This is a genomic window from Solimonas fluminis, assembly GCF_002930645.1.
GTDB classification, from domain to species: Bacteria; Pseudomonadota; Gammaproteobacteria; order Nevskiales; family Nevskiaceae; genus Solimonas_A; species Solimonas_A fluminis.
The window spans coordinates 169,484-195,188 of record NZ_PSNW01000009.1; the positions used below are offsets into that span (position 1 = coordinate 169,484).

The 25,705-nt window shown below is 68.1% G+C and carries 23 protein-coding genes; 4 read left to right on the forward strand and 19 right to left on the reverse strand.

What is annotated here, in order from left to right; genetic code table 11:
* Positions 1–7 precede the first annotated feature (7 nt).
* From C3942_RS16160 to C3942_RS16185, 6 genes are all read right to left on the reverse strand, one after another.
* Positions 8–865, reverse strand: coding sequence for an SURF1 family cytochrome oxidase biogenesis protein (locus C3942_RS16160; protein WP_104231396.1), 858 nt, complete (start codon positions 863–865; stop codon positions 8–10).
* A 113-nt stretch (positions 866–978) separates the two neighbouring features.
* Entirely contained in the window at positions 979–1,215 is a 237-nt protein-coding gene (locus C3942_RS16165) for a DUF2970 domain-containing protein (protein ID WP_104231397.1), read from the reverse strand.
* A 1-nt stretch (position 1,216) separates the two neighbouring features.
* Positions 1,217–1,705, reverse strand: a complete 489-nt coding sequence (locus C3942_RS16170; RefSeq protein ID WP_165797487.1) for a DUF2505 domain-containing protein — start codon at positions 1,703–1,705, stop codon at positions 1,217–1,219.
* 112 nt (positions 1,706–1,817) lie between these two features.
* Positions 1,818–3,170, reverse strand: coding sequence for a DUF1329 domain-containing protein (locus C3942_RS16175; RefSeq protein ID WP_104231399.1), 1,353 nt, complete (start codon positions 3,168–3,170; stop codon positions 1,818–1,820).
* A gap of 194 nt (positions 3,171–3,364) precedes the next feature.
* Positions 3,365–4,717 carry a DUF1329 domain-containing protein gene (locus C3942_RS16180; protein WP_104231400.1) on the reverse strand — a complete coding sequence of 451 codons (1,353 nt, stop codon included), beginning with the start codon at positions 4,715–4,717 and terminating at the stop codon, positions 3,365–3,367.
* 88 nt (positions 4,718–4,805) lie between these two features.
* On the reverse strand, positions 4,806–6,191 hold the full coding sequence (locus C3942_RS16185) for an ABC1 kinase family protein (protein WP_104231401.1): 1,386 nt from the start codon (positions 6,189–6,191) through the stop codon (positions 4,806–4,808).
* A gap of 22 nt (positions 6,192–6,213) precedes the next feature.
* On the opposite strand from C3942_RS16185, the gene C3942_RS16190 reads away from it, so the two are divergent.
* Entirely contained in the window at positions 6,214–6,648 is a 435-nt protein-coding gene (locus C3942_RS16190; RefSeq protein WP_133164327.1) for a DUF6918 family protein, read from the forward strand.
* Between the two features lie 60 nt (positions 6,649–6,708).
* Here C3942_RS16190 and C3942_RS16195 read toward each other — a convergent pair whose 3' ends face one another.
* The 7 genes from C3942_RS16195 to C3942_RS16225 are packed head-to-tail and all read right to left on the reverse strand — an operon-like array spanning position 6,709 to position 13,849.
* Complete coding sequence (locus C3942_RS16195; protein ID WP_104231403.1) at positions 6,709–9,249, reverse strand: DUF1329 domain-containing protein; 2,541 nt, start codon at positions 9,247–9,249, stop codon at positions 6,709–6,711.
* Entirely contained in the window at positions 9,246–9,959 is a 714-nt protein-coding gene (locus C3942_RS16200) for an energy transducer TonB (protein WP_104231404.1), read from the reverse strand. Before C3942_RS16200 ends, C3942_RS16195 begins: the two co-directional genes overlap by 4 nt.
* 6 nt (positions 9,960–9,965) lie before the next feature.
* On the reverse strand, positions 9,966–10,376 hold the full coding sequence (locus C3942_RS16205) for an ExbD/TolR family protein (RefSeq protein WP_104231405.1): 411 nt from the start codon (positions 10,374–10,376) through the stop codon (positions 9,966–9,968).
* A gap of 9 nt (positions 10,377–10,385) precedes the next feature.
* Positions 10,386–10,922 carry a MotA/TolQ/ExbB proton channel family protein gene (locus C3942_RS16210; protein ID WP_243393634.1) on the reverse strand — a complete coding sequence of 179 codons (537 nt, stop codon included), beginning with the start codon at positions 10,920–10,922 and terminating at the stop codon, positions 10,386–10,388.
* A complete protein-coding gene (locus C3942_RS16215) occupies positions 10,915–12,267 on the reverse strand; it encodes a MotA/TolQ/ExbB proton channel family protein (protein WP_243393635.1) in 1,353 nt (450 codons plus the stop codon). The genes C3942_RS16210 and C3942_RS16215 overlap by 8 nt, the downstream gene beginning before the upstream one ends.
* The gene (locus tag C3942_RS16220; protein WP_104231406.1) at positions 12,264–13,019 is read right to left on the reverse strand and encodes a DUF3450 domain-containing protein; all 756 of its coding nucleotides are present in this window, start codon (positions 13,017–13,019) and stop codon (positions 12,264–12,266) included. The genes C3942_RS16215 and C3942_RS16220 overlap by 4 nt, the downstream gene beginning before the upstream one ends.
* A 32-nt stretch (positions 13,020–13,051) precedes the next feature.
* Positions 13,052–13,849, reverse strand: coding sequence for an alpha/beta fold hydrolase (locus C3942_RS16225; protein ID WP_104231407.1), 798 nt, complete (start codon positions 13,847–13,849; stop codon positions 13,052–13,054).
* 91 nt (positions 13,850–13,940) lie between these two features.
* Here C3942_RS16225 and C3942_RS16230 point away from each other — a divergent pair, with 91 nt between their 5' ends.
* Complete coding sequence (locus tag C3942_RS16230; protein ID WP_104231408.1) at positions 13,941–14,309, forward strand: rhodanese-like domain-containing protein; 369 nt, start codon at positions 13,941–13,943, stop codon at positions 14,307–14,309.
* A gap of 89 nt (positions 14,310–14,398) precedes the next feature.
* Here the strand turns inward: C3942_RS16230 and epmA are convergent, their stop codons facing one another.
* Positions 14,399–15,358, reverse strand: coding sequence for an EF-P lysine aminoacylase EpmA (gene epmA, locus C3942_RS16235; protein WP_104231409.1), 960 nt, complete (start codon positions 15,356–15,358; stop codon positions 14,399–14,401).
* A gap of 54 nt (positions 15,359–15,412) precedes the next feature.
* Positions 15,413–15,982, reverse strand: a complete 570-nt coding sequence (efp, locus tag C3942_RS16240) for an elongation factor P (protein WP_104231410.1) — start codon at positions 15,980–15,982, stop codon at positions 15,413–15,415.
* A gap of 76 nt (positions 15,983–16,058) precedes the next feature.
* Here efp and epmB point away from each other — a divergent pair, with 76 nt between their 5' ends.
* Together epmB and C3942_RS16250 are read left to right on the forward strand one after the other, a co-directional pair.
* The gene (gene epmB / locus C3942_RS16245) at positions 16,059–17,072 is read left to right on the forward strand and encodes an EF-P beta-lysylation protein EpmB (RefSeq protein ID WP_104231411.1); all 1,014 of its coding nucleotides are present in this window, start codon (positions 16,059–16,061) and stop codon (positions 17,070–17,072) included.
* Positions 17,066–19,159 (forward strand): EAL domain-containing response regulator, encoded by a 2,094-nt coding sequence (locus C3942_RS16250; protein WP_133164328.1) that lies wholly within the window; start codon positions 17,066–17,068, stop codon positions 19,157–19,159. Before epmB ends, C3942_RS16250 begins: the two co-directional genes overlap by 7 nt.
* On the opposite strand, the gene C3942_RS16255 is transcribed toward C3942_RS16250, so the two are convergent.
* From C3942_RS16255 to parE, 4 genes are all read right to left on the reverse strand, one after another.
* Complete coding sequence (locus C3942_RS16255; protein ID WP_104231413.1) at positions 19,152–20,399, reverse strand: MgtC/SapB family protein; 1,248 nt, start codon at positions 20,397–20,399, stop codon at positions 19,152–19,154. The two genes, C3942_RS16250 and C3942_RS16255, sit on opposite strands and share 8 nt — an antisense overlap.
* A gap of 100 nt (positions 20,400–20,499) precedes the next feature.
* Positions 20,500–21,372 (reverse strand): protease HtpX, encoded by an 873-nt coding sequence (gene htpX / locus C3942_RS16260; protein WP_104231414.1) that lies wholly within the window; start codon positions 21,370–21,372, stop codon positions 20,500–20,502.
* Between the two features lie 113 nt (positions 21,373–21,485).
* On the reverse strand, positions 21,486–23,705 hold the full coding sequence (gene parC, locus C3942_RS16265; RefSeq protein ID WP_104231415.1) for a DNA topoisomerase IV subunit A: 2,220 nt from the start codon (positions 23,703–23,705) through the stop codon (positions 21,486–21,488).
* Between the two features lie 9 nt (positions 23,706–23,714).
* Positions 23,715–25,610 (reverse strand): DNA topoisomerase IV subunit B, encoded by a 1,896-nt coding sequence (gene parE, locus C3942_RS16270; protein WP_104231416.1) that lies wholly within the window; start codon positions 25,608–25,610, stop codon positions 23,715–23,717.
* Positions 25,611–25,705: the final 95 nt, after the last annotated feature.

Genomic DNA, 25,705 nt, shown 5'->3' on the forward strand with positions numbered 1-25,705 from the left:
GAGCACGCTAGCGCTGGATCTTGCCCAGCGGCGCGTGGGGATGATGGCCCTTGGACGGTGCCGCGGCATCGCCCGCCGGGGTCGCCGCCGTCGCGGATGCGGCGGCGGCCGGTGCCGCCCTGGGCCGGCCGAAGATCGCAAAGCCGAGCCACAGCAGCAGCGCCAGCGCGGCACCGCCAAAGCCGGCATAGCTCCCGGTCTGGTAGCCCTTCACCACGGCGCGGCGCTGGCCGAGCCAGTCGCGGTCCAGGCCATCGCCCAGGTCGGTGTTCAGCATCAGCAGGCCCTGCGCGATCTGCTGGGAATTGAACAGGCACTTCATGTCACCGAAGCTGGGGAGCGGATTGGCCAGGGTCTTGGGCCAGGTCGTTTCCAGGCAGAACTCGCGGCTGACCTCCTGCTCGCTCGCCAGGGGCAAGGGGACCCAGTAGCCGGCCAGCTGGGTTTCCGACGCGGTGATGGCCAGCTTCGCCGGATCGGCGCTGGCGGCCTCGCTGATCCAGCCGCGGTTGACGATGACGAACTCGCCCGCCTCGCTGGCGTCGCCTTCGCCCGGGGTATAGGAAAGGGCCAGCCACAGGTCGTAGCCCTTTCGGCCGTCCGCCAGCTGCCGCGGCACCCGCAGCTGCCGGTCCGCCACCAGCGACCCGGACACGCTGCCCAGCTCGACCTCGCCTTCCAGCGCCGAGGTGTTGCTGGTCAGGACCAGGGGGGTGCGGCCCTGGGCCGCCTCGTACAGGGCCAGGTCGCCCGCGGCGACCGCGGCCTGCTTCTGCTGCTGCAGGCCGTACCAAGATGAACCCGCCGCCGCGCCCAGGGCGACCACGCCCAGGGCCAGCACGCGCAAGCCGTGACCGACTGCCATGTCTCGTCTCCTCCCGAATATGCCTGCGCGCTCGTGCGGCGCGCTGGCTGCCTTTATGCCCTGAACCCGGGGACGGAGCAATACCCGCGGGCGGAACAGCGATTCGGCACGCCCTAGAGTCCGGCGCTGCGCAGGGCCAGGCGCACGGCGATCCAGACCACCAGGATGAAGGCCAGGGTCATGCCCAGGCCTACCGCGATGAAATGCAGCGGTTTGCCCTTGGTGAAGTCGCGCTGCCGGTTCTTCGAGCTCTGCACGCCGAAGAAGGAGGCGGCGACGCTGGCGATGGTCTGCCAGAGGCTGGGCGGCTTGCCGCCCGGCTGCCCGTCCGGTCCGGAAGCGGTCTGCATGTCAGTAGTCGCGCAGGATCTTGAGACTGACCTGGTAGTCCGTGCGGGACTTGGCCTGCAGGTCCTCGGCCAGCACCTTCTCCAGCTTGCCGCCGATCAGCGGGATGCCGCAGGAAACGTTCCAGACCAGGTGGTTGGCGCAACCCTGCCCGGAGGGCTTGAGCTGCATCTCGGTGAAGACCTTCACCGGGGCGCCCTTGATCTCGGTGTCGATCCGGCCGGTCAGCTTCTCCAGGTCCCAGGCATCCTGCTGCACCACCGAGACCGATTCACCGATGAACTTCTTGGCGAAGTCCGGCAGCGGCGCATCGGACTTCATGCTGAAGCGGCACTTGATGCGGAAGCGCTTGCCGTTCTGCTCATGCTCCAGCACTTCCACGTCCCAGGCGCCGGAGTCCCGGTACTTGCGCTCGAAGTAGCTGCGGTCGGTGTACATCCGCAGCACGGTTTCGACCGGCTTGTCGTAGTCGAGCCTTTCGTCGTACTTCATGTCCCTTCCCATCCCCGGCCGCTTTGTGCAGCTCGCTTATCGTGGTGCTGAACCGAGAAAGGCCGCCGGGTATCCCCGGCGGCCTTCCCTTGCCTCTTTTTCCGCTTGCAGCTTACTTCGTCGTCATCTTCTGCACGGAGGCCGCGCTGAAGTAGTCGGCGTTGAAGCTGGCCGTGGCGTCGATCGGCTTGTCCTCGTTCCAAGCGGCGGTGATGAAGTAGCGGCCCGAGGTGAAGTGATAGATCACTTCCGGAACCGTGGTCGCCGCCAGCAGGTTGGACGCATTGATGATGTGGCCTTCCTGGAACTGGTAGAGCTGGTCGCGGTTGTCGTAGTCGTCCACGGCAGCGATCGTCCAGCCGTCCTCATCCACGTAGAAGCGGCGCTTCTTGAAGGTGTGGCTGGTGCCCGGCTTGATGTCGGCCTCGACCACCCAGACGCGGTGCAGCTCGTAGCGCGGCAGGTCCTGGTTCAGGTGCTTCGGCTTGGCCAGGTCCTTGTACTTGGTGCCCTTGCCGGCGATCTTGTTGGAGTTGTACGGGATGTACATCTCCTTCTTGCCGACCAGCTTCCAGTTGTAGCGTTCCAGGGCGCCGTTGAACATGTCCACCTGGTCGTAGAACTGGTGGCCGTCGGTGCCTTCGTACGGGTTGTCGCAGCAGACCGTCGGGGCGCGGCGGATGCGCTTGAGGCCCGGCGAGTACAGCCAGGCGGCGCGGCCTTCGGCGCCGGTGCCCATCTTCTCGTGCACCAGGATGAAGGTGCCTGCCAGGCGCGGCGGGGCCACGGTCTTGGACAGGTACTTCAGGAACTCGCCCTGGCCGGGCTTGAGCTCGGTCGGGTTCTTCAGCGAGGCGTAGCCGAAGGTCACGTCCTCGACGATCTTGGTCAGCTGGAACTGGCCGTTCGGCTGCACGATCATCTGGTTGTTGTAGCGGGTGACCGACTCACCGCGCCACTTCAGCTTGTGGTTCCAGATCGGCTCGGCGCCGGACTTCGGGATCGGGAACGGGAAGCCGAGCTTGCAGTTGTTCAGGATCTCGGTATTGACCAGTTCGCAGGTGGTGGCGTTGGCCTTGGTCGCGTCCTGGATTTCCTTGGGCCAGTCGATCTTGCGGACCGACGGGTAGACGTTCAGCTTGTAGCTGTCGTAGCTCGACAGCAGCTTCTTGTGGCCTTCGGTCAGCTTGGCGCTGTACTGCGCCATGTTGGCCTTGGTGATGGTGAACAGCGGCTTCTGCGCGTCCACGTCCGGGTCGTTCGGCCACTCGCCCTTCAGGGCGCCGGTGCGCGGACGCGGGGTCCACTCCGGGATGGTCTTGTCGGCATTGCCGGCCTTTTCGGCGCCGACCGGCGTCAGCTCGGCGCCAAGCTTGGCTGCCTCTGCGGCAGGAACCTTGGCACCGGCCTGGGCCGTGAGGCACAGGGCAGCGACGCCAAGGAGTGAAGCCAGGGTTTTCTTCATCGGGAACATCTCCTCGTCTGGTTATTTCGGATGGCTGCCGGGCAGTCGGAGAAATTCAGCCCATGGCACCGAGTGCAGCGGATGCTAGCGCAAAACCCCAGGTGCGCCAACAAATTTCAGGGGCTTAGGCCGGAAAGTTCATCGCACTGCAACAGGGGCTGAATGCCCCCTGAATGGGGGGCCGTCTCCAGGGCTTACCGGGTTGCCCGCTTCTGCACCGTGGCGGCACTGAAGTAGTCCGGCCGGTAATCCTGGGTGAAGTCGTAGGGCTTGTCTTCGTTGAACAGGGTGGTCACGAAATAGCGGCCGGACCCGAAGTGATAGATCACTTCCGGCGCCGCCGAGGTGGCCAGGATGTTGTAGCCGAAGCCGATGTGCCCTTCCTGGAACTGCACCAGCTGGCCGCGGTTGTCGTAGTTGTCGATCATCGCGATGGCCCAGCCATCCTCGTCCAGGTAGAAGCGGCGCTTCTTGAAGGCGTGGGTCTCGCCGGCACGCAGCTCGGCCTCCACCACCCAGACCCGGTGCAGCTCGTAGCGCGCCAGGTCCTGGTTCAGGTGCTTCGGCCGCGCCAGGTCGGCGAAACGGGTCTTGGGGCTGATCAGGCGGAAGGGGTCGTAGGGCAGGATCATCTCGCGCTTGCCGACCAGCTTCCAGTTGTAGCGCTCCAGGACCCCGTTGTACATGTCCACCTGGTCGTAGAACTGGTTGCCGTCGGTGCCTTCCGCGGGGTTGTCGCAGCACACCGTCGGCGCACGGCGGACGCGCTTGAGCGTGGGCGTGTAGAGCCAGGCGGCGCGGCCCTCGCTGCCGGTGCCGACCTTGTCGTGCACCAGGATCGTGGTGCCGGACAGCCGCGGCGGGGCGGTGGTGCGCGCCATGTAGTGCAGGTAATCGCTCTGCCCGCCCTCCAGCGTCACCGGGTTCCTGATGGAGGCATAGACGAAGCGCACGTCCTCGATGATCTTGGTCAGCTGGAACTGGCCGTTGGGCTGCACGATCATCTGGTTGTTGTAGCGGGTGACCGACTCGCCGCGCCATTTCAGCTTGTGGTTCCAGATCGCCTCGGCACCGGACTTGGGGATCGGGAACGGAAAGCCCAGGCGGCAGCCGTAGAGTTCGTCGGTGCCGCGCAGTTCGCAGCGGACGGCGTTCTCCCGGGTGGCGGCATAGATCGGCTCCGGCCAGGCGGAATGGCGGTGCGAGGGGTAGACCAGCAGCTTGTAGCTGTCATGGGTCGCCAGCAGCTTCAGGTGGCCTTCCGACAGGCGCGGTGCGTACTGCGCCATGTTGGCCCGGGTGATGGTCAGCAGCGGCTTGTCCGCTTCCACCGCCGGATCGGTATAGAACTCCCCGGACAGGGAACCGCGCTGCTTGCCGGGCGTCCAGGGCGGGATGCTGCCGTCCTTGTTGCCGGCCTTCTCGGCCCCCACCGGGGTCAGGGTACCCCCCAGCTGCGCGGCTTCCTTGTCGGTGACGCGGGCGGCCGCGGGAACGGCGGAGAGCAGCAGGGCAAGGGCCGCCAGGGGGGCGAGGATCGGCTTCATGGTGAATCCAGCTGCGGCGCGGGGGGCTGCCGCTCGAACAAGGCGGGGATGCTAGCCCAGCGCGGCGGCCCGCGCCATCGCCCGCGCCCTACTCCTCCTTCAGGTACTTCAGCAGCATGTCCCGGGCGTTCAGCTCGCCGTGCAGCGTCGCCAGCATGATGAAGACGCCGGCCAGGCGGCGGTGCAGGAAGACGATCTCCCGCGGCGGCACCTTGAAATGCACCGACAGGGCGTTGGAGGCCGCCATGCGGCCGGCCCGCATCGGCAGGTCGCTGGCACCCCACAGGTACTCGCCCTTGTCGTTCCTGAGCCGCTCCGGCATGTGGGCGGCGTCGCCGAAGGGCTCCACGATGGTCTCGCAGAGCTGCACGAAGGTGTCCAGCACCGACTTGGGGAAGCCGGCCTTCATCAGGCCGATGTCGATGCCGCCGCGCAGGATCGCCTCGCGGTCGCGCTCGATGGCGCCGCGGACGATGTCGGCATAGCTCTCCACGAAGCCGCGGCCGAAGACGCGGGTGGCCCCGAAATCCAGCAGTACGATGCGGTCCTGGCCGTCCGCATCGGGGCGGATGCGGTAGTTCCCGAAATGCGGGTCCGACTGCACCATGTGCCAGCGGAAGAACTCCTTCAGGAACACTTCGACGAAGGCGGCGGACAGGGCATTGCGTCGCGCCTGCGGCAGGCGCTGCACGGCATCGTCGCGCACATGGTTGCCATGCTCGAAGCTGGTGGTCAGCACACGGTCGCTGCAGTACTCGCCGAACACGCGCGGCACCACGAAGCGCGGGTCGTCGCGCAGCTTCTCGGCGAAGGTCTGGGTGAAATGGCGCTCGGTTTCGTAGTCCACCTCACGGTGGAGCATCTCGCGCACCTCGTTGAACACCGGCTCCAGGTCCAGGCCCTTGGGCGCCAGGCGCGTCATCATCAGCAGGCGCGACAGCGTGCGGATGTCGCTCTCGATGGCGTCGGCCACGCCCGGGTACTGGATCTTGATCACCAGTTCCTGGCCGTCGCGCCGGCGCCGGGCGCGATGGGCCTGCCCCAGCGATGCGGCCGCCAGCGGTTTCTCGTCCACGTCCAGCTCGCGCAACCGGTCGCGGCCGATGCCGCGCTCCAGCACCGGCAGCACCACGTGCCAGGCCACCGGCGGCGTGTCGTCCTGCAGGCTGGAGAGCACGTCCACGGCCTCTTCCGGCAGGAAGTACTGGCCGTAGAGCGACATCATCTGCCCGGCCTTCATCACCGAGCCCTTCAGCTTGCCCAGCTCGTCGGCCAGGATCTCGGCCTGGCGCTTGTAGAAGTCCCGGTCCGCGCGCTCGCGGGTGGACTCGTCGCGGAACAGGTTGGCGATGGAGTGCGCCGCGATCTTGCCGCCGGCCCCCAGGCCCAGCATCGTCATCGCGATGTTGCGCTCCAGCGGGCGGGTTTTCAGCGAGGAAATGCTACCCTTGCCGCCTTTCCTGTCTTCAGTCATCGAGAGTCCACGGATGAAGTCCTTGAGCGATATTCTATTGGCCCCGGAGAAGAAAGACGCGGCCATTGCCGATCTTGCCCGGTTGCTGGAAGGCGCCCTGGCCAACCGTGGCGGCCTGACCGGCATGGCGCTCAAGACCGGCCTGGCCATGCTCAAATCCGGCCGCCCGGACGTCCTGGAGCGCGGCGCCGCCCGCATGCTGCCGGAGTTCGCCGCCCAGCTGCAGCCGCTGTTCGAGCGCTTCCAGAAGGAAGGCGGCTCCGATTTCACCGGCTTCCTGAAGAAGAACTCCGGCGAGACGGCCACTGTCCTGGCCCGCACCATCGACCAGCTGATGTCCACCAGCCAGAACGCCACCGCCAAGTCGCTCTATGCGAAATTCCGCGGCGGCGCCGACAAGGACATCGCGGCGATGGTGCCGGAGGTCGGCCGGCTGGTCCAGAAGTACCTGGCCTGATCCGGGCTTTTCCCGGCAGGAGCTCTTGCCCGCCGCGGCAACGGACGCCCGGACGGAGGATCAGCGGCCGTAGCGGGCCTTGACCGTCGCCGGCAGGAACTCCGAGTCCTTCATCGCTTCGCCGTACTTCGGCGGCGGGTCGCGGTCATTGAGCCGGTTGGCGAAGTAGCGCCCGTCCTTGAGGTCGTAGGTGAAGACCGGCGCGGTGTTGGCGAACTGCGCGTCGTAGAAGGCCAGCAGGTGGCCTTCCTGGAAGCGCCAGGGCTGCCCCTGCCGGTCGTAGTTCTCCACCAGCACCACGTTCCAGCTGTCCTCGTCGACATAGAACACGCGCTTGCCGAAGCTGTGGCGCTTGCCCTCGCGCTCCAGCGCCTCGATCACCCACACGCGGTGCAGCTCGTAGCGCATCACGTCCTGCCGCGGGTGGCCCGGCCGCAGCAGGTCCGGCGCCTTGACGCTGCCGTCGAGCAGGCGATAGCCGTTGTAGGGAATGTAGATCTCGCGCTTGCCGGTGAGCTTCCAGACGTAGCGGTCGAAGGCGCCGTTGTACATGTCGATCATGTCGACGAACATCAGCCCGTCGGCGCCCGGGAACGGCTGGTCATAGCCCACCGGCGGGATGCGGAACATCTTGTTGATCTTGGGCGGCAGCACCCAGATGTCCCGCGGGTTCTCCTCGGAATTGGCGGTCTCGTGCACCAGCACGAGGAAATCCGTGTCGTTGCGCGAACGGCCGAACCAGGTCAGGTAGTACAGCAGGATGTTGGACTTGGACAGGTCTGCCGGTGCGCGCAGGTTGCCGTAGCGGAAGGCCACCCGCTCGATCTGCTTGAGCGTCTGCAGCCGGCCGCTGGCCTGGACCACGGCCTGCGTGGATTGCGCGTCCACGGAATCCCCCCGGTAGCGGGTGCGGTGGTTCCACATGACCTCGACGCCGGACTGCGGCCGCGGGAACGGCACGCCCAGCTTCGCCCCCTCCAGAGCGTCGGAGCCCAGCAGCCTCGCCTTGCCGACATTGGCCTTGGTGGCATCGTAGATCGCCTGCGGATAGGCCACGCTGCGGCGCGTCGGATAGACCGGCATCTGGTAGCCGGGGTAGCGCGCCAGCAGGGCCTGGTGGCTCGGCGTCAGGCGGCCGCGGTACTGCGCGGCATTGGCGGCGGTGATCGTGAACAGCGGCTTGTCGCCCGCATAGGGGTTGGCCAGCCGCGCCCCGGGGCTGCCGCCCTTGGCCAGGCCGCCGGTCCAGGCCGGGATCGTACCGTCGGCGCTGCCGGGGCGGTCGGCGCCGATCGGCGTGTAGGGATCGCCGCCGGACTCGCCCAGCGTCACGCTGGCCTGCTGCCCGGAGGACAGCGCGAAGCTCTCGCCGCTCATGCGGCCACTGAGCTGGAAGCCGCCGTCGCCGCGCTGGCGCCGCTGCGCCGCCGCGGCCAGCGCCTGCTCGCGCGCCTGGCCGGATTCGAGATAGCGCACCCACTCCGCCGCCAGCTTCCTGGCCGGGGCGAACTGCGCCGCCTCGCGGAAGGCCAGCAAGGCACCCTCCACGTCCGCCTGCTGGTAGCGGGCCATGCCCAGCGCCAGCAGGGTGTTGCCGTCCTTGCCGCCGCGCTGCACGGCCTTGTGCAGCGCATCGGCCGCCGCCGCGTATTCCTCGCGGTCCAGTCGCAGCTGGCCGAGCTGGCGGTAGAGCGCCGCGTCCGGCTGCAGCTTCAGCGCCTGCTCCAGGGCCGCGGTGGCCGGGACCGCCTCGCGGGCGGCGATCCACAGGCCGGCCAGCAGCTTCCAGTTGGCGGCATCGGCCTTGAGCACGCCCTTCTGCATCCAGGCCTGCAGCAGCGAGCCGGCCTCGAAAGGAGCACCGATCTGGGCCGTGAGCTGGACCAGCCGCAGGCGGTCCTCGGGCTTGTCGAGGAAGCCCATGCGGTTGGCCAGCTCCATCACCGCCTGCGCGCGCTCCTTGCTGCCGTAGCGGATCGTGGCGGCCGCCAGCCGCATCCAGTCGTCGCGCTGGCTGGGGTCGCGCTTGAGCAGCGTCTCCAGCACCGGCAGGGCTTCCTTCTCCTGCCCGGCGCCGAACAGCGCCGCCACCAGCGCGCGCTGCCAGCTGGCATCCGGGCTCTTCACAGCGGCCAGGCCCTTCTGCAGCAGCGGCACGGCCTCGCGGAAACGCTTCTGCTCGACGTAGGCCGCGCCCAGCGCCACCAGGGTTTCCGGCGCCGCGTTGCCGGCCTTCACCTGCGCCTCCAGCTGCGGCAGCACGCGCTTGAAGTCGCCGCCGGCCAGGTAGAGCTGCGACAGGTCGCGGCGCATCTGCTCCGCGGCGATGCCGGACAGCGCCTTGGAGGCCAGGGCCTGTTCCAGGTACCTGGAGGCCTGGGCGTAGTCCTTCTTCGCCACGGCCTGCGCCGCCAGCTCGCGCAGCAGCAGGGCCTTGGCGTAGGGATCGGTGGTGGTCTGCAGCTGCTGCTGGGCACTCTTCTGGGGCGCCTGCTGCGGCACGCTGTCGAGTTCCTTGACCTCGCTGCGGTACTGGTCGGCGCGCGCGACGCCCATGGCCAGCAGGCCCGCGAGGACGAGAAGGAGGCGGGATCGGATCATTGCTGCCAGTTGTAGATGCAGTCTTCAGGGTCCATCTGGACGCGCTGCTTGACCATGCGCGCCTTGCCCGTGGACTGGTAGATCCAGTTGCCGACGCTTTCGATGGCGGCCGCCTCGAACACGCCGCGCGGATCGGCGTCGATCAGCTTGACCTCGCTGACGCGGCCATTGGGCATCACCGTGAACACCACTTCCACCCAGCCGCGGATGCCCTGCTTGCAAGCCCACTCCGGCATCTGCGGACGCGCCGTGGACAACGGGATCAGGGTCTTGCCCTGGAAACCCTCGCCCTTGCCGAAGCCTCCGCCGCTGCCGCTGCCGGAACCCGAGCCGCTGCCGCGCCCGGCAAAACCGCCGAACAGGCCGGTGCCGTTGAGGCTGGAGCCTCCCAGGCCCAGGCTGGAGGTGTTGATCGCGGGAATCTTGATCGGCCCCGCATCCACCGGCGCCGAGGCGGGGAAGCTCATCGTCGGCAGGTCCGGGCGCGCCAGCGAGGGCGGCGCGGCGGGCGGCGGCGGCGGTTCGTCGGCGGCCGCCTCCATTTCCTCCGGCGAGGCGTCGTCCGGCTTGACCTCGACCATCTCCACCGCCTCGACCACGGTCGCGGCATCCACCGCGTGGCGATCGGAGGGACGGATCATCCACTGCATCAGCCAGAACAGGCCGAACACGATGACCAGGCCCAGCGGAAGGGAGACGTACGCTCGCATCAGCGGCTACCGCATCGGCTGGGCGGCGACGGAAACATCCTTCACGCCGGCCAGGCGCGCCTGGTCCATCGCCTCCACCATCAGCCCGGCGCGCGCGTCCTTGTCGGCCTGGATGATGACGCCGGCCTGCGGGTTGGCGGCGCGCATGCGGCCGATCACGGCGCGCAGCGCGCGGATGTCCACGCGCTGCTTGTCGATCCAGATCTCGCCGCGCGGGGAGATCGCCACGATGATGTTGTTGCGCTCCTCGCGCACCGCGGTCTGCGCCGTGGGCCGGTTGATGTGGATGCCGGCCTCGGTGACGAAGGTGTTGGTGATGATGAAGAAGATCAGCAGGTTCAGGACGAAGTCCAGCATCGGCGCCAGGTCGATGCCGGTGTGCTCTTCGGTGGGAGTGCTGTGACGGCTGAAGCGCATGTCGTCCCCTCAGTATTTCAGGGCGTCGGCGAACAGCTCGGTCTCGACCCGGCTGATCGTCTGGAAGCGCCCGACGAAGAAAATGCCGCTGAGGCTGACGGCCAGGCCGGCCAGCGTCGCGATCATGGCGTGGGAGACGCCGTCGGACATCGTGCGGGCATCGGCATAGCCCAGCGCCGACATGGCGTCGAAGACCTCGAGCATGCCGGTGACGGTGCCGAGCAGGCCCAGCAGCGGCGCCAGCGGCACGATCACGCGGATCAGGGGCTGGCTGCCCACCAGCCGCGCGTTGGCGCGCGAGATCAGCATGCGGCGGATCTGCCGGGCATGCCAGGACTTGTGATCCGTGCGCCGCGCCCAGGCATGGGCCATGGCCTCGCGCTCGCGGCGGAAGCCGAAGCGGAAGTACCACCAGCGCTCCACGATCAGCGTCCACATCACCAGGCCCGACAGGAAGATCCAGGGCAAAACCCAGCCCCCCGCTTCGACGAAGGCGTCGACGGACTCGAACGGCCCGAGCAGGCCGTGGAGCAGGCTCTCAAGCACGCGTCTGCTCCAGACGCTCGGCCAGCAGGCCGGTGGCCTGCTCGTCGAGGATCTGGGTGATGGCGCGCGAGCGGGCCGCCAGGAGGCTGTTGATGAACAGCAGCGGCACCGCGATGCCCAGGCCCAGCACCGTGGCCACCATGGCCTGCGAGATGCCCTCGGCCATCAGGCGCGGATCGCCGGCGCCCTGCTCGGTGATGACCTGGAAGGTGATGATCATGCCGACGACGGTGCCGATCAGGCCCAGCAGCGGGCCGGCGGCGACCGCCAGCCGCAGGAAGGCCTGGAAGCGCTCCAGCTTGGGCACCTCCCGCAGCACGGCCTCGGACAGGCGCAGTTCGATCACCTCGGCGTCCTCGGCAGCGGTGGCCGGGTTGCCCTTGAAGGTGGCCAGCACGCGGCCCAGCGGGTTGTCGTCGGAGGGCTGCGCGACGTTGGCGAGCTGGCGGCGCACGGCCCGGTCGGTGCGCAGCAGCCAGGCCAGCTGCCAGATCGCCAGCACCGCGCCGACCAGGCCGATGACGATGATGATGTAGCCCACCTCGCCGCCCATGTCGATGCGCTCCATCAGCGAGGGGCGCAGCGCCTCCTGGGCCAGCAGGGTGCCGCCGGTGGGATCCACCAGGATCGGCGCGCGGCCCTCGGCCTCGCCGAAGTCCTTGGCCATGGAGCGGAACTTGCGCTCGGGCTGGCGCGCCAGCTCCAGCAGCTCGCTGCCGCCCGGCTGCGGCACCAGGTAGCGCCCGTCATGGAAGCTGGTGAAAGCGCCGACGCGCGTCACCTGCTGCTTGCTGGCGGCACCCGCCGGATCGACCACCTCGGCCGGGAAGCTGGCCACGCGGCCGTTCTCGGTCATCTCCTGCTGCAGCGTGAACCACAGCTTCTCGATGTCGGCCTGCACCGGCATGGCGTTGTCGGCGGTCAGCGTATCGAGGAAGGCCAGGCGTTCCGGGAACTGCGCGCTGATCGGCGAGTCGCCGGCATGGGCGCGGAAATCCGCAGCGGCCTGGCGCACGGCGGCCGCCACCTGGGTGTAGTCGCCGGCACGGGTCTTGAACTGCTCCTTGAGCTCGGCGATCTGCTTCTGGTTGGCTTCGTAGCGTGCGCGGATCGCGTCGGACTTCGCCTTCACCGCGGCATGCTCGGCCTCGGCCTTCTGCAGCATCTCGGCCTGGGCGTTGCGGTCGCGCAGGAAGCGCGCCTCGCGCTCCTGGTTGAGCTTGGCGCTGGCGGCGCTGTCCTGCTGGATGCGCTTGAGCAGGTCGTCCATGCCCTTGGCCTGGGTCTGCGCCATGGCGATGCCCGGCAGCAGGGCCAGGACGAGCAGCAGTTGGCGGGCGTTCACGGGGCGGCTCCGGCGGCGGCCACCGGCATCGGCAGCGTCAACAGGTCAGGGGCGGCGGTCTCGCGCGCGATCTTCATCGCCAGGCGCAATTCCTTGACGTACTTGCGGGAGATGGGCTCCCACTTGCGCGAGGCGGCATCCCAGCCCCAGGCGTCGGCGCCGTCCAGCGCCACCGCGAACAGGGCGCTGCGGCCCACGCGCAGGATGTCCACCATGCGCTCCTCCACCTGCCCGCGCTCGGCGCCCAGGCCGCGGCCGTAGTCGGCCTCGATCTGGTAGGCCTCCAGCACGCGGCGGAACTTCTCCGCCGTGGCGGTCTCGCTCTCGGTCATCATGCGGCGCAGGTTGGCCACGCGCTCCTTGCGCTCGTCCTGCAGAAACGGCAGGTCCAGGGCGATGAATTTCTCCAGCGAATCGAGCATGCGCAGCATCAGCGGCATCATGTCGCCGCCGGCACGGTCCAGGTCCGCCAGCTGGCGCTGCAGGCTTTGCTTCTCGGCTTCCTGCGCCGCCAGCAGCGGCTCGATCTGGTTGGCATAGACGCGCAGCTGCTGCGCCTGCCAGGTGGCGGCGCGGTAGCGCTCCAGCATCGCCCGGGTCTGGTCGTCGGACTGGTTGACGCGCTCCTGCGAGGCCGCGCTGGCCTTGCCGGCCTGGACGGTGGCGTCGATCGCCCGCGATACCGGATCGGTCTGCGCAGCGGCCGTCGCCGCGAGCAGCGCGGCGCTCGCCGCCAAGAGAATCTTCTTCATTACCTTACGTTTCCTTGATGAGGAAATACGACTCAACGCGGGGCTTGCTGGCCGCGTGCGGCCCGCTGTTCCAGCGGACGCAGCCAGCCACAGATGCCGTGGATCATCTCCTCGGTCTCTTCGTCGTCGATCACCCAGTGCCCTCGATCCGGGTAATGACGGTGCGTCGCCTGGGGATACAGGCCCGCCACCCTGCGCACCGCGAAGGCTGGGGTCAGGCGGTCGGCGCCGCAACTCACCACATATACAGGACAACGAACCGCATCCGCATCGACCGAGGTTGTTTTTCCCCAGTCGGCCCACCACAGGCCGATTTCATACGCGACCCTTCCGGACTCGTGCACCATCCGTTCGTAGCAGGCCTTCTGCCGCTCCGGCGACAGGCCGTTGTAGACATAGGCCGCCGCGGCCTCGCGGCTGAACTTGTAGGGGCGGTTCCAGAATCCCCAGCGGCCCAGGACGCGGGCGAAGGGCGCCAGGTTGGCGAGCCCGGCCGCATTGATGCCCCAGGGCGCCGCGGGGGTCAGCAGCACCGCGGCGAAGACCGGGATGCGCGCGGCCAGCTGCTGCGCCAGCAAGGCCCCCATGGAGTGGCCGACCAGGATCGGCGGAGTCCGGAAATCCTGCTCGCGGATGTACTGCTCCAGGAAATCCCGGTACTCGCGCAGGCTGCGATCACCCACGCGCAGGGGCTGGTCCGCGGTCGGCTCGTGGGCCGGCAGCGTCGGCGCGTGGCAGCGGTAGCCGCGCGGCTCCAGCAGGTCCCGCACCCTCTTCCAGTCTCCTCCGGTGCACCACATGCCGTGGATCAGCACGACGGGGGTGCTCATCTGTCGTTATTCCACAAGATGCCTTCCTCCAGGCACTTCAGGGGCGTAATCTACCATGCAAAATTCGTCAGAAATTCATGAGGATTCGCCCATGGCCGGACACTCCCCCGCCTTTCTCGCCCTGATCCAGGACGCCCGCACGCGCGTGCGCGAAGTGAATGCCCGGGACATGCCGCGCATCCTTTCCGAGCAGCCGGCGGCCCGCCTCATAGACGTGCGCGAAGAGAGTGAGTTCGCCGCGGGGCATGTCGAAGGCGCGGAATGGCTCGGCAAGGGCGTGATCGAGCGCGACATCGAGGTCAAGCACCCGGACCGCAACGAGCCGCTGTACCTGTACTGCGGCAGCGGGTTCCGCTCGGTGATCGCGGCCGACAACCTGCAGAAGATGGGCTACGGCCAGGTATTCTCGGTCGATGGCGGCTGGCGCGACCTCAAGGACCTGTTCCCGATCGAGAGCTGAACGGGGGCGGCGGAGCCGCCGAGAGTCCAGCGGGCGTTCAGCCGCCGACGGCGGCGCCGGGCCCTGCAAGCCGCGAGGGTCGCGGCGGCTCAGGCCCGGCCGCTGTCGAAGGCCAGGACCTCGGCCAGCGAATCCTTGCCCAGCAGCAGCATCAGCAGCCGGTCCAGCCCCAGCGCCACGCCGGCGCAGTCCGGCAGTCCCGCCGCCAGTGCCGCCACCAGGTTGCGGTCGTAGGGCGGCACCTCCCGCCCCTGCTCCCGGCGCCAGGCCTGCTCCGCCTCGAAGCGCCGGCGCTGCTCGGCGGCATCGCCCAGCTCGTGGAAGCCGTTGGCCAGTTCGGTTCCCCGCCAGAACAGTTCGAAGCGCTCCGCCACCGGCGGATCGTCGCGGCGGATGCGCGCCAGGGCCGCCTGCGAGGCCGGGAAATCGTAGAGGAAGCAGGGGGCCTCCAGGCCCAGCCGCGGGCCGACAGCCAGGGACATGGCCACGTCCAGCCAGATGTCGCGGTCGTCGCCGCCGAGATCGCCGGCGTCATGCCCGGTGGCCGCCAGCGCCGCCCGGATTTGCGGAATGCCGGCGCTGAAGGGGTCCAGGCCCAGATGCCGCCTGAAGGCCTCGCGGTAGCTCAGCCGCTCCATCCCATCCCCCAGGGGCCGGCCCAGCGCCGCGGCCAGCGCCACCACCAGTTCGGCCACCTCGCCCATCAGCGCCTGATGGTCGAAGCCCGGCCGATACCACTCCAGCATGGTGAACTCGGGATTGTGGTGCCGCCCCGACTCCTCCCGCCGGAACACGCGGCAGACCTGCCAGATCGGCCCGCTGCCGGCGCAGAGCAGGCGCTTCATCGCGAACTCCGGCGAGGTCTGCAGCCAGCGGCCGTCGGCGGTGCGGAAGCTGTCGATGTGCCGGTCCACCGTCGCGTGCGACGACAGCAGGGGGGTTTCCACCTCCAGCACCCCGCGCGCGGCAAAGAAGCCGCGCAGGGCGGCCAGCAGCGCCGCGCGGGCGCGCAGGGTCGGCAGGTCGGCGGAGGGAGTCCAGTCGGTCATGGCGTCAGAAAGCATAAAGCCGCCCGAAGGCGGCTTCATGGGAACGGCGCGCGCTTACTTGCCGGCGCGGTTCAGGTACTCGCCGGTGCGGGTGTCGACCTTGATCTTCTCGCCCTCGGTGATGAAGAGGGGCACCTTGACGATGGCGCCGGTCTCCAGCTTGGCCGGCTTGGTGCCGCCGGTGGCGGTGTCGCCGCGCAGGCCCGGATCGGTCTCGGTCACGGCCAGTTCCACCGTGTTCGGCGCGTAGACGATCAGCGGCACTTCGTTCCACAGGGTCACGCGGACGGTTTCTTCGCCCTTGAGCCACTGGGCGGAATCGGCCATCGCGGCCTTGCCGGCCTGGATCTGCTCGAAGCTCTTCGGATCCATGAAGGTCCAGAACTCGCCGTCGTTGTACAGGTACTGCATGTCCTTGTCCTCGACGTCCGCCACCTCGATGGTGTCGCCGGACTTCAGCGTCTTTTCGAGCACGCGGCCGGTCTTGAGGTTGCGGATCTTGAGGGTGTTGGTCGCCTGGCCCTTGCCCGGCTTGCGGTATTCGTTGTCGATGACCGAGTACGGGTCCCCGTCGATGAGGAGCTTGGTACCGGCCTTCATTTCGTTGGTGCTGACAGTCGCCATGAGATCGACTCTGGTCCAGGAAGATAAATGGGATTTATGTTGCCGCCCCGCAGCGGGGCGGTGAAAATGGCGGCGAATGATAACTCCCCGCCCCGACAGCCGCCAGCAGGCGCCGCTTTGGCAGCATGCCCTGCGCGAGGCCTTCACCCGCCCGGCGGACCTGCTCGACTACCTGCAGATCGATCCTGCCCTGCCCGCCCTGGACCTGGAACGGCTGCGGGACTTCCCCCTGCGGGTACCGCGCGGCTTTGCCGCCCGGATGCGCCCGGGCGACCCGGCGGACCCCTTGTTCCTGCAGGTCTGGCCCCGTCCGGCGGAAGGCCTGGTGGTACCGGGCTTCGCCCTGGACGCGGTGGGCGACCTGAACAAGGCCCGCGACGGCGGGGTGATCCACAAGTACCGGGGCCGCGCCCTGCTGATCGCCACGGGGGCCTGCGCGGTGAACTGCCGCTATTGCTTCCGCCGCCACTTCCCCTACTCCGAGCAGCTGGCCGCCCGCGAGCAGTGGCGGGGGGCGCTGGAGACGCTGGCCGGCGACCCCAGCATCGAGGAGGTGATCCTCTCCGGCGGCGACCCGCTGTCGCTGTCGGACGACAAGCTCGCCGCCCTGGCGCAGTCCCTGGAGGACATCCCCCACCTGCGCCGGCTGCGCATCCACACCCGCCAGCCCATCGTGCTGCCGGAGCGCGTGGATGAACGCCTGTTGCAATGGCTGGGCCGCGGACGCCTGCAGAAGGTGATGGTGCTGCACGTGAACCATCCGCAGGAGCTGGACGCCAGCGTCGAGCGCGCGCTGCAGCCCTTGCGGGCGCTGCAGATTCCGCTGCTCAACCAGTCGGTTTTGCTGCGTGGAATCAACGATTCAGCCGAGACTCTTCGAAACCTGTCTGAAAAGTTGTTTGCCTGCGGGATACTGCCCTACTATCTGCACGTGGTGGACCGCGTCCATGGCGCGGCACATTTCGAGGTGGATGTGGAGGCGGCACGGCGGCTGGCCAGCGAACTGGTCGCACTCGTGCCCGGTTACCTAATGCCACGACTGGCGCGAGAAGACGCCGGCGCGGCCTCAAAGACATGGATCGCATGGTAGCGAACCCGCCAAGCCAGAAAACCGCCCAGCTGACGGCTGCGGAGAGCGCCGTCGTCCTGGTCGTGAGCGAGTCCGAGAACGTCGCCAAGCGCATCGAGAGCCATTTGCGCAACGCCGGCCACCCGGTCCGCTGCGCCTGGGTCGCCGACCTGGAGGAGCTCGAGGACGTGCTGCGCCGCGGCGCCCCCGAGATACTGCTCTGCGCCGAGGGCCTGGCCCGCGCCCCGCTGAAGGAGGTGGTCGACATCTCCGCCCGCCTCTGCCCGGACCTGCCGGTGCTGCTGCTGGGCCAGCGCTTCGGCGCCGACGAAGTGCTCGCCGCCCACGCCGCCGGCGCCCGCGACATGGTCGCCTACGAGGACCTGCGCGACCTGCGTCACCTGGAGTTCGTGCTGCAGCGCGAATTCGCCAGCCACCGCCATCTGCGGGCGCTGCGCACCGTGCGCTCCCGCCTCGACGATTTCGAATCCCGCCACAAGCAGTTGCTGGCGGGCACCAACGATGCCGTGGTCCATATCCAGGAAGGCATCGTTTCGCACACCAACCCGGCCTTCGCCACCCTGCTCGGCTACAACCACCCGGAAGAGCTGCTGGAGCTGCCGCTGATGGACCTGGTCTGCCCGGACCAGCAGCTCAAGGTCAAGGAGCACATGAAGCTCCTGAACAAGGGCAAGGCCGACGGCAAGCCCCTGGAGTGCTGCCTGCTGCGCCAGGATGGCGGCCAGGTCCACATCACCGCGCAGCTGACGCGCGGCAATGTCGACGGCGAGAACTTCGTCGAGATGCTGATCCGTGCGGAGGCCGCCGCCCAGCCGGCGGCAGCCGCGGGCGAGGCGCCCTCCGGCCGCCTGGCCTTCTTCGACGCGCTGACCGCCGCCATCAACGGCGTCAGCCAGCAGAAGATGCCGCGCGCCGCGCTGCTGATCGCCGTGGACGACTTCCCCGGCCTGGAGGAGCGCATCGGCCTGCACGATGCCGAGGAAGCCGTGCTGATGCTCGACGAGTGGGTGCATGCCCGCCTGTCGCCGCAGGACCAGGTATTCCGCTTCTCCTCCGGAGAGCTGGCCGCGATCGTCCACCGGCCCACCGCCGCCGAGTTCGAGCAGTTCGGCGACATGCTGGTCAAGGAAGTGGTCAAGCAGGTGTTCAACACCACCGGCCATGAAGCGCACCTGACGTTGAGCATCGCCGCCTATCCGCTGTCCGGCGGCGAGCAGGTGCCGGTCGTGGCCGGAGACATCGTGCGCGAGGCGCGCAAGCTCGCCGTGCGCGGCGGCGGGCGCCAGTTCGTCAACCTCGGTCCCACGGCCAAGAACGCCCAGGGCGAGCGCGAGGAAGCCCGCAAGGCTTCGCAGGTCAAGCGCGCCATCGAGGAAAACCGTCTCAAGCTGGCCTACCAGTCGATCGCCAGCCTGGAAGGCGACACGCGCCAGCACTTCGACGTGCTGGTGCGCATGATCGACGACGGCGGCAAGGAGCTGCATGCCGCCGAGTTCATCGGCGTGGCCGAGAAGTTCGGTCTGATGCGCTCCATCGACCGCTGGGTCGTGGCGCGCGCGCTCAAGGTGCTGGCCAAGCGTGAAAGCTCCGCCGAGGCCTCGAGCCTGTTCGTGAAGATTTCCGAGGAAACGCTCAAGGAGGCGGACGGCTACGTCGCCTGGCTGCAGGAGCAGCTCAAGCAGCGCCCGCTGAAGCCCGAGGAACTGGTGTTCGAGTTCCAGGAACTGACGCTGCAGAACCACATCCGCAAGGCCAAGACGCTGCACAAGGCGCTGCGCGATCTCGGCGGCTACATCGCCATCGAGCATTTCGGCGTCGGCAGCAACTCCGCCCAGCTGCTGGAGCACGTGCCGCCGCAGTTCGTGAAGTTCCACCCGTCCTTCACGCACCAGTTCCACGACAAGGAACAGCACAAGAAGATGACGACCCTGATGGAGACGGCGCGCCAGTCCGGCGTGAAGACCATCGTGTCCCACGTGGAGGATGCCAACGTCATGGCGCGCCTCTGGCAGATGGGCGTCAACTACATCCAGGGTTTCCACGTGCAGGAGCCGGAAGTCGTGCTCCTGTCGGCGGACGTCAGGTAAGCGCCAGCCCGAGCACCAGTCCGACGAGCACGGCGCCGAAGGACGGCGCCAGTTTCACCGCCTGCCCGCGGCCGGCGATGCTCCAGACCAGGCTGAACTTGAACGCCAGGTTCACGACGTAGGCCAGCGCGATCACCCGCACCACGGCCGCCGCCTCGATGCCGCCGTGTTCGAACAGGTTCAGCGTGGACAGGCTGATCGCATCCACGTCGGTCAGGCCCGACAGCGCCGCCGCCAGGTAGACGCCGCCGGTCCCGGCGATGTCGTTGAGCCAGGCCACCGCCAGCAGCACCGCGGCATAGAAGGCGGCGAAAGCCAGCGCGGTACGCATCTCGCTGGGGTTCTTCATCTCCAGCTCCGGCGCCTGGTCCGCGCCCAGGGCGCGCCAGCTGCGCCAGGCCAGTACCAGGCCCGCCGCGGCACCGAGTCCCAGCACCGGCAGAAGAGCCGGCAGGATCTTCGGAGTGACCGCCACGGCGATGATCGCCAGGCGCAGCAGCACCACCAGGTTGGCCAGCAGGATCACGAACAGCGCCACCGGCTGCAGGGCCGGCTGGGACTTCATGTGGCGCGAGAAGGCCAGCGTGGTGGCCGTGCTGGACACCAGGCCGCCGAGGATGCCGAGCAGCGGCGTGCCCTTCTCCTGCCCGACGACCCGCAGCACGGCATAGGACACCAAGCCCAGGCCCGAGATCAGTACCACCATCAGCCAGATGCGATAGGGGTTCAGCGCGCCGTAGGGACCGTAGTCCCGGTCCGGCAGCACCGGCAGCACGATGAAGGCGACGATGGCGAACTGCAGGAAGGAGCGCAGGTCCCGGGGCGTCAGCCGGTTGATGACGCCGTGCAGTTCGGTCTTGAAGTACAGCAGCGAGGTGGCCGCCAGCGCCAGGGCCACGGCCAGCTGCGGATAGCCGTACCAGGCCAGCACGCCCAGGCCGAAGCACAGCAGCAGCGCCACGGTGGTGGTGGTCGCCGGATCGTTCTCGTCGCCCTTCTCGTGCGGCGAGAACACCATCGTCAGCACCAGCCCCAGCACCATTGCCGGGATCAGCCAGGCCGATCCGCTGGCCTGCGTGAGCAGGCCCGACAGCGCGCCCGCCAGCCCGGTGAGGCCGAAAGTGCGCAGCCCGGCCCGCGCGTCGGGCTTGCGCTCCCGCTCCAGCCCCATCAGCAGGCCGATACCGAGGCTGATCAGGAAGACCGGCGCGGCCTGCAGTTCCTGTACGGAGAGTTCCATGGCCGGAGACTGTCCGCCCGGAGTCGTCGGCGTCAAGCCGCGGACGGCAGGCAAAAAGAAAGGGCGGCCGATGGCCGCCCTTTCCGGTGGATCGCTCCGCTTACGCGGCCGCCTGCAGGGCGGCGATGCGCTCCTCGATCGGAGGATGCGTCATGAACAGCTTCTTGGCGCCGCCGACGATGCCGAAGGCCGTGACCTGCTCCGGCAGCGTGGAATGGCCCTGCGCGCCGCCCAGTCGCTGCAGCGCCGCGACCATCTTGCGCTTGCCGGCCAGGTGCGCACCGCCGGCGTCGGCGCGGAACTCGCGCTGGCGGCTGAACCAGCAGACGATGATCGTCGCCAGGAAGCCGAACACGATCTCCAGCACCATCACCGTGATCATGTAGCCGAAGCCCGGGGCGCTGCTGTCGCGGTTGCCGCTGAGGGCGCGGTCGATGGCATAGCCGATGACACGCGCCATGAACATCACGAAGGTGTTCACCACGCCCTGGATGAGGGTCAGCGTCACCATGTCGCCGTTGGCGATATGGCTGACCTCGTGGCCCAGCACGGCCTCGACCTCGTCCTGCTGCATGCTGCGCAGCAGGCCGGTGGAGACGGCAACCAGGGCATTGTCGCGGTTCATGCCGGTGGCAAAGGCATTGGGCTCCGGGGCCTCGTAGACCGCCACCTCGGGCATGCCGATGCCGGCGGCGCGCGCCTGGCGCTCCACGGTCTGCAGCAGCCACATCTCGGCCGAGTTGCGCGGCTGGGTGATGACCTGGGCGCCGGTGGAACGCTTGGCCATCCACTTGGACATGGCCAGCGAGATGAAGGAGCCGCCGAACCCGAACAGGGCGCAGAACACCAGCAGTGCGCCCAGATTGAGGCCGTTGGCCGTCAGGTACTTGTTGACGCCGAGCAGGCTGGCGGTAATGGACAGCACTACCATGACCGCAATATTAGTCAACAAAAACAAGCCGATGCGTTTCATATTCCCCGTGCTTCAGTTAAGTGTGGCTAAGGTTTTGTGAGGGCTTGGACCACGAATTCAAGCCCCGGTTCTGTTGCCTTCCGGCGACAGGACCGGGGCAGCCAACCATGTCCTCACCCGGCCTGCATCGAATCCACCCGCTGGAATCCGCGCGGCAGATGACCGCCGCGGCTGGCGCGTGCGCCGGCGTAGTTCTCCAGGTCGGAAGGCTTGAGTGTCAGCGTGCGCTTGCCGCAGACCAGGGTCAGCGGGGAGCCCGCCGGCAGCACGCAGCTGGCCAGGATGCGGTCCTCGCCCTTGAGCGCCACCAGCTTGTTGCCCTTGCCCTTGGCCAGTTCCGGCAGCTCCGACAGCGGGAACACCAGCAGGCGCCCCTCGGCCGTGGCCAGCGCGAAGCGGTCCTTGGCCGGATCGGCCGTGCGGCTGGGCGGCATCAGCGTGGCCTTCTCGCCGACGTTGACCACCGCCTTGCCGGCCTTGAGGCGCGACTCCAGGTCGCCCAGCCTGGCGATGAAGCCGTAGCCCTCGTCGCTGCCCAGCACCAGCTTCTCGCTGCCGTCGCCCATCAGCAGGCCGAGGATGCGGCCGCCGTCCTGCAGGTCCAGGCGCGTGGTCACCGGCTCGCCCTGCGAGCGGGCCGACGGCAGTTCGCGCGGGTTCAGCGTGTAGCTGCGGCCCTTGTGGTCCAGCAGCACCAGCAGCTGGTTGGTCTTGCCCTGCACCGCCAGGCCGAATTCGTCGCCGGCCTTGTAGCTGAGCGAGGCCGGATCGATCTCGTGGCCCTTGCCCGCGCGGATCCAGCCGGCCTTGGACAGCACCACGGTGATCGGCTCGGCCGGGATGATCTCGGCGGCTTCCAGCGCGGAGGCCGGCGGCTTGGCGTTGATTGGGCAGCGGCGCTCGTCGCCGTACTTCTTGGCGTCTTCCTTGAGTTCCTCGCCGATCAGGCTGCGGAGCTTCTCGTCGTCGCCCAGCAGCTCTTCCAGGCGCGCACGCTCGGCGGCCAGTTCCTTTTGCTCGCCCTGGATCGCGATCTCCTCGATCTTCTGCAGGTGGCGCAGCTTCAGGTCGAGGATGTAGTCCGCCTGGATCTCGGACAGGCCGAAGGCCAGCATCAGCTTGGCCTTGGGATCGTCCGCGGTGCGGATGATGTGGATCACCTCGTCGATGTTGAGGTAGGCGATCAGCAAGCCTTCGAGCAGGTGCAGGCGCTCGTTGACCTTGTTGAGGCGGTGATTCAGGCGCTTGGTGACCGTGGCGAAGCGGTACTCCAGCCACTCGGTCAGGATGTCCTTGAGGTTCTTGACCTTGGGGCGACCGTCCAGGCCGATCATGTTGAGGTTGACGCGGTAGCTGCGCTCCAGGTCCGTGGTCGCGAACAGGTGCGCCATCAGCTGCTCGGCATCCACGCGGTTGGAGCGCGGCACGATCACCAGGCGCGTCGGGTTCTCGTGGTCCGATTCGTCGCGCAGGTCCTCCACCAGCGGCAGCTTCTTGGCGCGCATCTGGTCGGCGATCTGCTCCAGCACCTTGGCCGGAGACACCTGGTACGGCAGGTGCGTGACGATGATGTTGCCGTCCTCGTCGCGCTCCCAGCGGCCGCGGGCACGGATCTGGCCGTTGCCGGTCTGGTAGACCTTCATCAGGTCGTGCGGCTCGGAGACGATCTCGCAGGAGGTCGGGAAATCCGGGCCCGGCACGAACTCGCAGAGCTTCTCGATATGCGCGTTGGGATGCTTGAGCAGGTGCAGGCAGGCCTTCACCAGCTCGCGGATATTGTGCGGCGGGATGTCGGTGGCCATGCCCACCGCGATGCCGGTGGTGCCGTTGACCAGGATGTTGGGCAGGCGCGCCGGCAGCAGGCGCGGCTCCTCCAGGGTGCCGTCGAAGTTCGGCACCCAGTCCACCGTGCCCTGCTCCAGTTCGCCCAGCAGCGTGGCGGCATAGGGGGTCAGGCGCGACTCGGTGTAGCGCATCGCGGCGAAGGACTTCGGGTCGTCCGGCGAGCCCCAGTTGCCCTGTCCGTCCACCAGCGGGTAGCGGTAGTTGAAGGGCTGCGCCATCGTCACCATCGCCTCGTAGCAGGCGGAGTCGCCGTGAGGATGGAACTTGCCGATGACGTCGCCCACCGTGCGGGCGGATTTCTTGTGCTTCTGGCCGGCCGAGAGGCCCAGCTCGCTCATCGCGTAGATGATGCGGCGCTGCACCGGCTTCAGGCCATCGGCGATGTTCGGCAGCGCGCGGTCCAGCACCACGTACATCGAGTAGTCGAGGTAGGCCTTCTCCGCGAAGACGCGCAGCGGCAGGCGTTCGGTGTCGATAATGTTCGTCATGTCTTCTTCTTAGACCTCGGCGCGGTTGCCTTCGCGCTCCAGCCAGTCCTTGCGGTCGCCGGCGCGCTTCTTGGCCAGAAGCATGTCGAGGATCTGGTCGGCGGGGGTTTCGTCCAGCGTCAGCTGCACCAGGCGGCGCGTGTCGGGCGACATCGTGGTCTCGCGCAGCTGCAGGGGGTTCATTTCGCCCAGGCCCTTGAAGCGGGTCACCTGGAGCTTCGACCGGTTGCCCTCGGCGCTGAGGCGGTCGAGGATGCCCTGCTTCTCGGCCTCGTCCAGCGCATAGAACACCTGCTTGCCGGCGTCGATGCGGAACAGCGGCGGCATGGCGATGAAGATGTGGCCGGCTTCCACCAGCGGACGGTAGTGCTTGAGGAACAGCGCGCAGAGCAGCGTGGCGATGTGCAGGCCGTCGGAGTCGGCGTCGGCCAGCACGCAGACCTTGCCGTAGCGCAGGCCGCTGATGTCGGTGGCGCCCGGGTCGACGCCGATGGCGACGCTGATGTTGTGGATCTCGTCGGAGCCCAGGGCTTCGTTGGCGTCCACTTCCCAGGTGTTCAGGATCTTGCCGCGCAGCGGCATGATGGCCTGGAAGTCGCGGTCACGCGCCTGCTTGGCGGAGCCGCCGGCGGAATCGCCTTCCACCAGGAACAGCTCGGTACGGCCGATGTCGCTCTGCACGCAGTCCGCCAGCTTGCCGGGCAGGGCCGGGCCGCTGGTGATCTTCTTGCGCACCACCTGCTTGGACAGCTTCAGGCGGGCGTTGGCATTGGCGATGACCAGCTGGGCGATCTGCTCGCCCTGCTCGGGATGCTGGTTCAGCCACAGGCTGAAGGAGTCGTGCACCACGCCGGAGACGAAGGCCGCGGTCTCGCGCGAGGACAGGCGCTCCTTGGTCTGGCCGGCGAACTGCGCGTCCTGCATCTTCACGCTGAGCACGTAGGCGCAGCCCTGCCAGACGTCTTCCGGCGTCAGCTTGAGGCCGCGCGGCAGCAGGTTGCGGAACTCGCAGAACTCGCGCACCGCCTCGGTCAGGCCGGTGCGCAGGCCGTTGACGTGCGTGCCGCCCTGGGCGGTCGGAATCAGGTTGACGTAGCTCTCGGCCACCGGCTCCAGCCGGCTGCCTTCCTGGTTGAGCCAGACCAGAGCCCACTCGGCCTCCTCGCGGGCGGCCTTGAACTGGCCGATGAAGGGCTCGGCGGGCAGCGTCTCGGCGCCCTGCAGCGCGTCCTTCAGGTAGTCCGGCAGGCCGTTCTCGTACTGCCAGACCTGCTTCTCCTTGTTGATCTGGTCGTCCAGCGTGACCTTCAGGTTCGGGCACAGCACGGCCTTGGCGCGCAGCACCTGCTTGAGGCGCGGCAGCGAGAACTTGGGACTGTCGAAGTACTTCGGGTCGGCCCAGAAGCGCACGGCGGTACCGGTGCGGTTCTTGGCCACGGCGCCCACGACCTTCAAGGGCTTGCTGAGCACGCCGTCCTTGAACTCGATGGCATGTTCGGCGCCGCCCTGGCAGACCCGCACCTCCAGCTTGTTGGACAGGGCGTTGACCACGCTGACACCGACGCCGTGCAAACCGCCCGAGAACTGGTACTGCTGGTTGGAGAACTTGGCGCCCGAGTGCAGCTTGGTCAGGATCAGTTCGACGCCGGTGACCTTGTGCACCGGGTGGATGCCCACCGGCATGCCGCGGCCGTCGTCGGCCACTTCCAGCGACCCGTCCTCGTAGACCGTGACCGCGATGCTGCGGCAATGGCCTGCCAGCGCCTCGTCGACCGCGTTGTCGATGACTTCCTGGGCCAGGTGATTGGGCCGGGTGGTGTCGGTGTACATGCCCGGGCGCTTGCGCACGGGATCAAGGCCTTCGAGCACTTCGATGGCTTCTGCGGAGTATTCTTTGGCAGCCATGTCTTATGGGAATCGGGGAAGCGGCGGAAGCTAACGGATGCCTGCCGGGGATTCAACCTCGCTACAATACCGGCCTGATAACTCAACAATTTAGG

Coding starts and splice junctions, on each gene's coding strand:
- C3942_RS16250 (WP_133164328.1), top strand. CDS start 17,066: ATGGTAGCGAACCCGCCAAGCCAGAAAACCGCCCAGCTGACGGCTGCG.
- C3942_RS16185 (WP_104231401.1), bottom strand. CDS start 6,191: ATGACTGAAGACAGGAAAGGCGGCAAGGGTAGCATTTCCTCGCTGAAA.
- htpX (WP_104231414.1), bottom strand. CDS start 21,372: ATGAAACGCATCGGCTTGTTTTTGTTGACTAATATTGCGGTCATGGTA.
- epmB (WP_104231411.1), top strand. CDS start 16,059: ATGATAACTCCCCGCCCCGACAGCCGCCAGCAGGCGCCGCTTTGGCAG.
- C3942_RS16195 (WP_104231403.1), bottom strand. CDS start 9,249: ATGATCCGATCCCGCCTCCTTCTCGTCCTCGCGGGCCTGCTGGCCATG.
- C3942_RS16160 (WP_104231396.1), bottom strand. CDS start 865: ATGGCAGTCGGTCACGGCTTGCGCGTGCTGGCCCTGGGCGTGGTCGCC.
- epmA (WP_104231409.1), bottom strand. CDS start 15,358: ATGACCGACTGGACTCCCTCCGCCGACCTGCCGACCCTGCGCGCCCGC.
- C3942_RS16205 (WP_104231405.1), bottom strand. CDS start 10,376: ATGCGCTTCAGCCGTCACAGCACTCCCACCGAAGAGCACACCGGCATC.
- C3942_RS16175 (WP_104231399.1), bottom strand. CDS start 3,170: ATGAAGAAAACCCTGGCTTCACTCCTTGGCGTCGCTGCCCTGTGCCTC.
- efp (WP_104231410.1), bottom strand. CDS start 15,982: ATGGCGACTGTCAGCACCAACGAAATGAAGGCCGGTACCAAGCTCCTC.
- C3942_RS16165 (WP_104231397.1), bottom strand. CDS start 1,215: ATGCAGACCGCTTCCGGACCGGACGGGCAGCCGGGCGGCAAGCCGCCC.
- C3942_RS16170 (WP_165797487.1), bottom strand. CDS start 1,705: ATGAAGTACGACGAAAGGCTCGACTACGACAAGCCGGTCGAAACCGTG.
- C3942_RS16225 (WP_104231407.1), bottom strand. CDS start 13,849: ATGAGCACCCCCGTCGTGCTGATCCACGGCATGTGGTGCACCGGAGGA.
- parC (WP_104231415.1), bottom strand. CDS start 23,705: ATGACGAACATTATCGACACCGAACGCCTGCCGCTGCGCGTCTTCGCG.
- parE (WP_104231416.1), bottom strand. CDS start 25,610: ATGGCTGCCAAAGAATACTCCGCAGAAGCCATCGAAGTGCTCGAAGGC.
- C3942_RS16255 (WP_104231413.1), bottom strand. CDS start 20,399: ATGGAACTCTCCGTACAGGAACTGCAGGCCGCGCCGGTCTTCCTGATC.
- C3942_RS16200 (WP_104231404.1), bottom strand. CDS start 9,959: ATGCGAGCGTACGTCTCCCTTCCGCTGGGCCTGGTCATCGTGTTCGGC.
- C3942_RS16180 (WP_104231400.1), bottom strand. CDS start 4,717: ATGAAGCCGATCCTCGCCCCCCTGGCGGCCCTTGCCCTGCTGCTCTCC.
- C3942_RS16230 (WP_104231408.1), top strand. CDS start 13,941: ATGGCCGGACACTCCCCCGCCTTTCTCGCCCTGATCCAGGACGCCCGC.
- C3942_RS16220 (WP_104231406.1), bottom strand. CDS start 13,019: ATGAAGAAGATTCTCTTGGCGGCGAGCGCCGCGCTGCTCGCGGCGACG.